The sequence below is a fragment of the Streptomyces daqingensis genome (assembly GCF_014645895.1).
GTDB lineage: Bacteria > Actinomycetota > Actinomycetes > Streptomycetales > Streptomycetaceae > Streptomyces > Streptomyces daqingensis.
On the sequence record NZ_BMMP01000004.1, the window covers coordinates 350,207 to 358,039 of the forward strand.

At 70.1% G+C, this 7,833-nt stretch carries 7 protein-coding genes and 1 rRNA gene; 6 read left to right on the top strand and 2 right to left on the bottom strand.

Annotation, left to right across the window (positions count from 1 at the left end; all coding sequences use genetic code 11):
• The first annotated feature begins 189 nt into the window (after positions 1-189).
• The 6 genes from IEY56_RS08715 to IEY56_RS08735 are packed head-to-tail and all read left to right on the top strand — an operon-like array spanning position 190 to position 6,967.
• Complete coding sequence (locus IEY56_RS08715) at positions 190-1,059, top strand: DUF8175 domain-containg protein (RefSeq protein WP_189036515.1); 870 nt, start codon at positions 190-192, stop codon at positions 1,057-1,059.
• Positions 1,049-2,353 carry a hypothetical protein gene (locus IEY56_RS08720; RefSeq protein ID WP_189036516.1) on the top strand — a complete coding sequence of 435 codons (1,305 nt, stop codon included), beginning with the start codon at positions 1,049-1,051 and terminating at the stop codon, positions 2,351-2,353. The genes IEY56_RS08715 and IEY56_RS08720 overlap by 11 nt, the downstream gene beginning before the upstream one ends.
• A complete protein-coding gene (locus IEY56_RS08725; RefSeq protein WP_189036517.1) occupies positions 2,350-3,915 on the top strand; it encodes an SCO6880 family protein in 1,566 nt (521 codons plus the stop codon). Before IEY56_RS08720 ends, IEY56_RS08725 begins: the two co-directional genes overlap by 4 nt.
• Before the next feature lie 13 nt (positions 3,916-3,928).
• On the top strand, positions 3,929-4,060 hold the full coding sequence (locus IEY56_RS28815; protein ID WP_268241317.1) for a hypothetical protein: 132 nt from the start codon (positions 3,929-3,931) through the stop codon (positions 4,058-4,060).
• A gap of 10 nt (positions 4,061-4,070) precedes the next feature.
• Positions 4,071-5,492 carry an ATP-binding protein gene (locus IEY56_RS08730; protein ID WP_189036518.1) on the top strand — a complete coding sequence of 474 codons (1,422 nt, stop codon included), beginning with the start codon at positions 4,071-4,073 and terminating at the stop codon, positions 5,490-5,492.
• Positions 5,493-5,494: 2 nt separating this feature from the next.
• Positions 5,495-6,967: a site-specific integrase gene (locus IEY56_RS08735; RefSeq protein WP_229711718.1), complete on the top strand. Its 1,473-nt coding sequence runs from the start codon at positions 5,495-5,497 to the stop codon at positions 6,965-6,967.
• Between the two features lie 40 nt (positions 6,968-7,007).
• On the opposite strand, the gene IEY56_RS08740 is transcribed toward IEY56_RS08735, so the two are convergent.
• The gene (locus IEY56_RS08740) at positions 7,008-7,526 is read right to left on the bottom strand and encodes a GNAT family N-acetyltransferase (RefSeq protein ID WP_189036519.1); all 519 of its coding nucleotides are present in this window, start codon (positions 7,524-7,526) and stop codon (positions 7,008-7,010) included.
• Positions 7,527-7,758: 232 nt separating this feature from the next.
• Positions 7,759-7,833: ribosomal RNA gene (gene rrf / locus IEY56_RS29200) — 5S ribosomal RNA — on the bottom strand; the annotation flags it as partial.

Below are 7,833 nucleotides of genomic sequence, written 5' to 3' on the forward strand. Positions count from 1 at the left end.
TCTGTGCAACACCTGTGCCCTCTGGGGCAGATGGGGCGCGTGAGGCCGTACGCGTACCGCATCGTAAGACGAGCGCCTCCCGTTATCCACAGGCCCCCCGCAAGGGCTGTGACACAGCTACCTTCGTTGGAGGGGACAATGCACTGACGCCAGTTGACGGAGCATGAGGTTCGAGGGGGCACGTCCGGGATGAGTTTCGGTGGCGAGGGGTACGGCGAGCGCGACCGTACGGGAGAGGAAGGCGGAGGCCCGGCGTACGGCCGGGGACCGTCCGGCCTCACCACCACCCGCACGCGTCTCCCCGACGGCGAGGGAGGCGGCGGCAGACCTCCCGTACGGCCGGGACGCAACCTCATCACGGTCGTCGGCGTCGTCGTGCTGCTGATCGCGGCCATCGCCTTCGCCAACCGCAGCGACGGAGGCTCCGACGGCGAAGGCGGCACCGGTGGCAAGGACGCGGGCGCCGCGCGGCCCACGGCACCCACCGGCCAGAAACCGGTGAAGGGCGAGGAGGCCGGAATCGCCTCCGGCTTCCCGCAGTCCGAACAGGGCGCGGAGAGCGCGGCGGCGAACTACGCGGTGGCGCTGGGCGGTGACGGCATGTTCGACGCGCCGACGCGGAAGGACATCGTGACCGCCGTGTACGCGCCCGACGTCGCCGACAAGCGTCAGGACGCCCTCGACAAGGCCTACTCCGACCCGGAGTTCCTCAAGAAACTCGGCCTCAGCGAGAAGGGCGAGGCGCCCCAGGGCAGCACCTTCATCTCGCGCACGAACCCCGTCGGCACCAAGGTCGTCTCCTTCGACGACTCCAGGGCGAAGATCTCCGTCTGGTACTCCTCCCTGTTCGGCCTGGCAGGGGAAGGCTCGAAGTCCCCGGTCATCGAGAGCTGGCACACGAACACGTACGACCTGAAATGGGTCGGCGACGACTGGAAGGTCTCGGACGTCAAGCAGAAGGACGGACCCACGCCCGTCGGCCGGGACCAAGCAGCTTCGTCAGCCAAGGAGATGGCCGAAGCCGTCGAGGGATACGGAGGCTTCACCTATGCGCGGTAACGCTCGTTCCCTCAAGCTCGCATCGGCCGCGCTCGGCGGGCCGGCCGCCGTGATGCTCCTGTCGACGCGCGCCGCCGCAGCGCCGCCGGACGACTGTTCCGGCGTCGTCGCACCCGCCAGGGAGTACTGCGAGAAGCAGAAGGACTCCGGCGGCAGCGGAGGAGGCGGCGGCGCCCCCGACCCGACGAGCAGCCTCGACCCCCTCACCTCGCTCGCCGAGGGCTGCGCCAAGGCCGCCGCCTGGACGGTCGACAAGCTCTCCGATCTCGTCAACGAGACGACGAAGGTCGACTTCACCAACCCCGAGTTCCTGCGCCAGTACGCGGTCGTCTTCGCCGCGTCGACGATCCTCACCCTCACCATCTGGCTGCTGGCCGTCGCCAAACGGGCCATCCGCGGCGTCCCCCTGGTCGAGGCCCTCACCGAGGCCATCGGCTTCCTCTGGCTGACCGTCATCGCGTCGGCCTTCACCCCGCTCATCCTCTACACGGTCGTCTCCGCGACGGACGGCGTGACGGACGTCATCGCGTCAGGCACGTCCGACCAGACCGACAAGTTCTTCGGGACGTTCTCCGAGGCCCTCAAGGAGGGCAAGGACATCGGCGGCGGCCCGATCATGCTGATCGTCGTCTCGCTGATCTCCGTCCTCGCCGCCGGCGTGCTCTATCTCGAACTCGTCGTCCGCGCAGCCCTGTTGTACGTGGGCGCCCTGCTCGGCACCGCCGTCTACGCGGGGCTGGTCGACAAGAACATGTGGAGCCACGTCCGCCGCTGGGCGGGCATCATGATCGCGGTCATCCTGGTCAAGCCGGTGATCGTCGTCGTGCTCGGCCTGGCGGGCGCGCTGTCCTCCAGCGACGGCCCGAACGCCTTCTCCGCCATCGTCTCCGGCCTGGCGATCATCCTGCTCGCCATCTTCGCCAGCGCCATGATCTACCGCTTCGTCCCCGGCTTCGGGGACGAGATCGTCAACCACCGCAACGCCTCCAGCGATCCGGCCTCCCGTACGGCCGCCGCGGTCGTCTCGTCGCCCGCCGCGCTCGTCCGCCAGGGCATCAACACCCACAGCGCCCGCGGTGGAGGAGGCGGCTCCGCGTCGGGCGGCGGCGACGCCGGCGGCAACCGGTCCGGCAGTCAGGTCGCCGGCGGCGTGGCCGCGCACAGCTCCCGAGGGGGAGGCGGCGGCGACGTGCCGCGCAGGCCGGCACCCCCCGCGCCCCGCACCCACGACCGCTCCACGCCTCCCCGCCCGGCCAGGAGCACAGGCAACCGCACCGGAGGTGACCGCGGATGACGACGCACTCCCACGTCGGCGCCGCTCCGCGCCGCACGTACATGATCGGCCGCGCCCGCCCCAACGCGATGATCGGCAAGAACCGGGAGACCGGTGAGATCGCCCTGATCATCGCGGGTGCCTTCCTGGGAATGATGAGCGGCCTGCTCATCCCCGTGCTCTCCTTCCGCATCCCCGCCCTCGTCGGCTTCCCGATGCTGGCCCTGGCCGCGGTCTACGTCCCGTACAACGGCCGCACGTTCTACAAGTGGTACGAGATCAACCGCTCCTACCGCCGGATGCTCCGCAAGAACACCGGCACCTACCGCTCCGGCGCCGCCGAAGCGGGCACCCGGCTCGACGGGCGCGAGGTCGAGATCGGCCCGCCGCCGGGCGTGGGCCGCATCAACTGGCTTACGGCGCCCTTCGGCCCGGACGAGCTCGCCGTGCTGCTCCACGCGGACCGTCGTACCGTCACCGCGGCGATCGAGATCGAGGGCCCGGGCGTCGGGCTGCGCGACAGCGAGGACCAGGAGGCCCTCGTCGACCGTTTCGGCACGCTGCTCAAGCACGTCGCGAACGGCGACGGCTTCGTCACCCGCCTGCAGATGCTGGCCCGCACGCTGCCGGCAGACCCCGACGCCCACGCCAAGGACGTCGAGCTGCGCGGCGACGAACGCGCGTCGGTCTGGCTGCGCGACTCCTACGACCAGCTCCAGTCGATGGTCTCCACCTCCAGCGAGCAGCACCGCGCCTACCTCGTCGCGTGCATGCACTACGGGCGGGAACTGGCCGCCGAGGGCGCCGCCATCGCCAAGGCCGCGCGGCGCTCCGCGGGAGCGGCGGGCCGGAAGCTGTCCAAGGACGAGGGCCTCGCCATCGTCATGGCCCGCGAGCTCACCGACATCTGCGCCCGCCTCACCGAAGCCGACATCCGGGTGCGGCAGCCGCTGGGCCAGGCCCGTCTCGCCTCGCTGATCCACTCGATGTACGACCCGGACCACCCCATCGACCACCTGCAGGCCATGTCGAAGCGCAACGCATGGCCCGCGGAGCTCGACGCGACGGAACCGACGTACCTCATGGCCAAGACGCGCGAGTCCGTCACGCGCGCCCCCTGGTGCCATTCGACGGCGTGGGTGAAGGAGTGGCCGATGACTCCTGTCGGCGTCAACTTCCTCGCCCCGCTGCTCGTCCACACTCCCGACGTGATCCGCACCGTCTCCGTCACCATGGATCTGGAGCCGACCGAGCTGGCCATCGAGCGGATGCTCACGGAGAAGACCAACGACGACGCCGAGGCCAGCCGCCAGGCGAAGATGAACCGCACCATCGACCCGCGCGACGTGGCCGCCCACGGCCGCGTCGACCAGCGCGGCGAAGACCTCGCATCGGGTGCCGCGGGCGTCAACCTCGTCGGATACATCACGGTCTCCTCCCGCTCCGCGGAAGCCCTCGCCCGCGACAAGCGCACGATCCGCGCCTCGGCCGGAAAGAGCTACTTGAAGCTGGAGTGGTGCGACAGGGAGCATCACCGGGCGTTCGTCAACACGCTGCCGTTCGCGACCGGCATCCGCCGATGAGGAGGCGCGCACCATGACCGACAGCCTGACCGCCGGCGGCACCGACGGCTGCCGCACCCGGGACGGTCGGCCGTACCCGCGGGCCGCCCGCCCGGCCGGCGCGTACGGCGTCCCCTGCGACGGCACCTCCCACCGAAGGGGCTGAAGGAATACCGATGGCCGCGCTCGATCCACTGACCGCAATCACCGACGCCTTCACCAGCTTCCTCTTCGGCAAGACGGAGACGACCCGGCTGCCCGTGCGCACCTCCACCGGCCAGGCCCAGGCCGTCTACCTGCCGACGGCCGCGCCGGGCCTCGGGGACTCGGGCGTCATCATCGGCCGCGAGGTGTACAGCGGCAAGGGCTACATCTACGACCCGTTCCAGCTCTACGGGCAGCAACTCCCCGCCCCGCACTGGCTGGTGCTCGGCGAGTCCGGCAACGGCAAGTCGGCGCTGGAGAAGACGTACGTCCTGCGCCAACTGCGCTTCCGCGACCGCCAGGTCGTCGTCCTCGACGCCCAGGGCGAGGACGGAGTCGGCGAGTGGAACCTCATCGCCGAGGAGATGGGCATCACCCCCATCCGCCTCGACCCGGCGGCGGCACTCGACCAGGGCATCCGCCTCAACCCGCTCGACCCGTCGATCACCACGACCGGCCAGCTCGCCCTGCTGCGCACCATCATCGAAGTGGCCCTGGGGCACGGTCTGGACGAACGTTCCGGCTTCGCGCTGAAGGTCGCCCACAGCCACGTCAACGCGACGATAGCCGCCCGCCAGCCCGTGCTCACCGACATCGTCGAGCGCCTCCGGCACCCCCGTCCGGAGTCGGCCGAAGCGATGAACGTCGCACTCGACGACGTACGCGCCTGGGGCCTGGACGTCGCCCTCGTGCTGGACCGCCTCGTCGACGGCGACCTGCGCGGCATGTTCGACGGCCCCACGACAGTGGGCATCGACCTCGACGCCCCGCTCATCGTCTTCGACCTCTCGCACATCGACCGCAACTCGATCGCCATGCCGATCCTCATGGCCATCGTCGGCGTGTGGCTGGAACACACGTGGATCCGGCCGGACCGCAAGAAGCGCATCTTCCTCGTCGAAGAGGCCTGGCACATCATCAACAGCCCCTTCGTCGCCCAGCTCTTCCAGCGGCTGCTGAAGTTCGGCCGCCGTCTCGGCCTGTCGTTCGTCGCCGTCGTACACCACCTGTCCGACGTCGTCGACGGCGCTGCGGCCCGGGAAGCCGCCGCCATCCTCAAGATGGCCTCCACACGCACCATCTACGCCCAGAAGGCAGACGAGGCCCGGTCCACCGGCAAGGTCCTCGGCCTGCCGCGCTGGGCAGTCGAGATCATCCCCACCCTTTCTCCGGGCATCGCGGTGTGGGACGTCAACGGCAACGTCCAAGTCGTCAAACATCTCGTCACGGAAGCCGAGCGCCCCCTCGTCTTCACCGACCGCGCCATGACGGAGACGTCGGCGGGGCCGGAAGACTTCGACACGTCCCTCGAAGCGGACCTGGAGGCCGAAGCAGAGGCGCGCGCCCTCGCCATCGAACAGGCGAAGACCTCCTCCAACTCGACCGTCGCCTAGCCATGGCGCGCGAACACCGGCCCCGCCACGACAGTCGTTACGACGGCTACCCGCCCACGGAACGCCGCGATAACAGGACTTCCGACCCGCGCCGGGGAAGCGGCGGAGGCATCCCGGACGGCCTGCTGATGGCCGTGCTGGGCCTCCTCCTCGCCGTCACCGTCCTCACCTGGACGGCGACCGGCCTGGCCGGGCTGCTGGCCCACGGGTCGTGGCCGGAGGGGGTGACGTTCGTCAGCACCCCGATGGCCATACGGGACCTCGCCGCCGCACCCCAGGACCTGGCCGGCGCCTGGCCGCATGTGAAGCCGTCACAGCTGCCCGGCTACGGGCTGTTCTGGGGTGTCTTCATCGGGCAGGTCATGGTGGCCTTCGTCCTCACGGTGTTCGCCGTGGGCACCGTCACCCGCGCCCGGGCAGTGCGCGCAGCCCGCCGCTACCGGCCCGGCGCCGCTCACGACGACAGCGGCCAACAGACCACCGCAGCAGCCGACTTGCGCAAGCCGCTCCCGTCACCGCCACCCCCCGCCGACGTGACCGACCCCGAACCTGCCCCCGGCCCTGAAGACGCCCATCCGTCCACGCCGAGGCAACCGCACATCCCGCACCAGGAGCCTGCTTCGAAGGCCGCGGACGCCGCTCCCGCGCTGTCCCCGCACGCCGCCGAACCTCTTACTGCGGATGCCGGCGCCGACCCGTACCGCCGCGTCCTCGAAGCGCCCGGTGCCGTGGTCGTGGCCACCACCGACCCGGCCCTCTGGGCGGACACGAAAGACTCCCGCGCGAAGCTCGGCCCCGTCCACCTCTTCGACCCGGGCCAGCTGTGCGACACCCCTGACCGGCTCCGCTGGTCCCCGCACCACGGCTGCGGCGTCAAGTCCACCGCGGCGCATCGGGCGACGGACCTCCTCGCCCCCCTGCGCTCACCCCGGCCCATCGACGCCGAGGTGCACGCGGCAGCCGAGACGCTGCTCCGCAGCTGGTTGCACGCCGCGGCCATCGAAGACCGCCCTTTCCGCGAAGTGCACCGCTGGGCCCACGCGAAGGCAGCACCCACCGACCCCGTGCACATCCTCCGCACCCACCCGAAAGCAGCATCCGGAGCCGCCGGGGAACTCGAGGCCACCCTCACCGGCCATCCCGAACGCCGCAGGGAGGCAACGGAGTTGGTTCGCCGTGCGCTGGCGCCCCTCTCCCGGCTGCATGTACGGAACGCGTGCACGGCAGCCCGAGCCGATCGCATCGCGTTGGAATCGTTCATCGCCGAAACGGGCACACTCTATGTGGTGGGGGACGACCCGGAGTTGATGCCGCTCCTGAACGCCCTCACCCAGAGCGTGGTCGAGCCCGGCCGCCGCATGGCCGTACGGTCATCCCCCGGCCGGCTCGACCCACCAATCACCACTGTCCTCGAACTCCCCCTGGACAGCGCGGGTCTGCCGTCGCCGGAACGTCCCACACACCCGTCCGCCTAGCCACCCGCCTTGCTGCTGCTCCTGCGTCAGCGGACGCCCCTCACCTGACGGGAAGCCTGCGGATCATCTCGTACTCGCGGAACTCGCTCGCCTTCGGATCCTTCACGAAGGCCCCCGTACGCCTGTATCCCACGCGCCGATAGAAGGCCTCCGCGCGCGGGTTGTTCTCGTGGACGTGCAGCACCATGCGCGTCACGAAGGGCCGCTCCAACGCCCACTCCTCCGCGGCAGCGAAGAGCAACACGGCAAGTCCGGTGCCCCTGTGCTCGGGACGCAGATAGACCCCCACGACGTGAGCGCTGTCGCCCTCGTCCAGGACGGTGACGCTCCCCGCCCAGAGGCCGCCGTCCGCTCCGTCCTCACCGATGAAGGTCTCCGCCAGCAGGCCTCGCGAGCCCTGCTCGGCACGGCGCTTCCAGAACTCGTCGCTCTGCGCGGCAGCGTTCTCATACGTCTCGTTGAAAGCCACGGACGCGATCGGGTCGGCGAGAGCGCTCAGCCGCAGTTCGCGCAGCTTCTCCCAGTCCGCGGTCCGTACCGCCCGAATCGTGTAAGCCATGCCCAGATACTGCCGTACGCGGCGATTCCACCACAGCAGCTTGCGCCGGACTTGAGGTACGAAGAAGCGGGGCCGGCACCTCGGTGCCGACCCCGCCTTGTGCACTCCCAGACTCAGCGGGTGCCCGGAGTGGACGTTCCCATGCACGCCCGCCTCTGACGGGCACTCAACTAGCAATGAAAATAGCCCCGTTGGCGGGGTTATCCGTCAACGGGGCTATTTTTCAATGTTAGTTCGGCGGTGTCCTACTCTCCCACACGCTCCCGCATGCAGTACCATCGGCGCTGTAAGGCTTAGCTTCCGGGTT

What these genes read in the sequence shown, in the direction of transcription:
- IEY56_RS08715 (WP_189036515.1), top strand. Translation starts at nt 190, where the DNA reads ATGAGTTTCGGTGGCGAGGGGTACGGCGAGCGCGACCGTACGGGAGAG.
- IEY56_RS08720 (WP_189036516.1), top strand. Translation starts at nt 1,049, where the DNA reads ATGCGCGGTAACGCTCGTTCCCTCAAGCTCGCATCGGCCGCGCTCGGC.
- IEY56_RS08725 (WP_189036517.1), top strand. Translation starts at nt 2,350, where the DNA reads ATGACGACGCACTCCCACGTCGGCGCCGCTCCGCGCCGCACGTACATG.
- IEY56_RS28815 (WP_268241317.1), top strand. Translation starts at nt 3,929, where the DNA reads ATGACCGACAGCCTGACCGCCGGCGGCACCGACGGCTGCCGCACCCGG.
- IEY56_RS08730 (WP_189036518.1), top strand. Translation starts at nt 4,071, where the DNA reads ATGGCCGCGCTCGATCCACTGACCGCAATCACCGACGCCTTCACCAGC.
- IEY56_RS08735 (WP_229711718.1), top strand. Translation starts at nt 5,495, where the DNA reads ATGGCGCGCGAACACCGGCCCCGCCACGACAGTCGTTACGACGGCTAC.
- IEY56_RS08740 (WP_189036519.1), bottom strand. Translation starts at nt 7,526, where the DNA reads ATGGCTTACACGATTCGGGCGGTACGGACCGCGGACTGGGAGAAGCTG.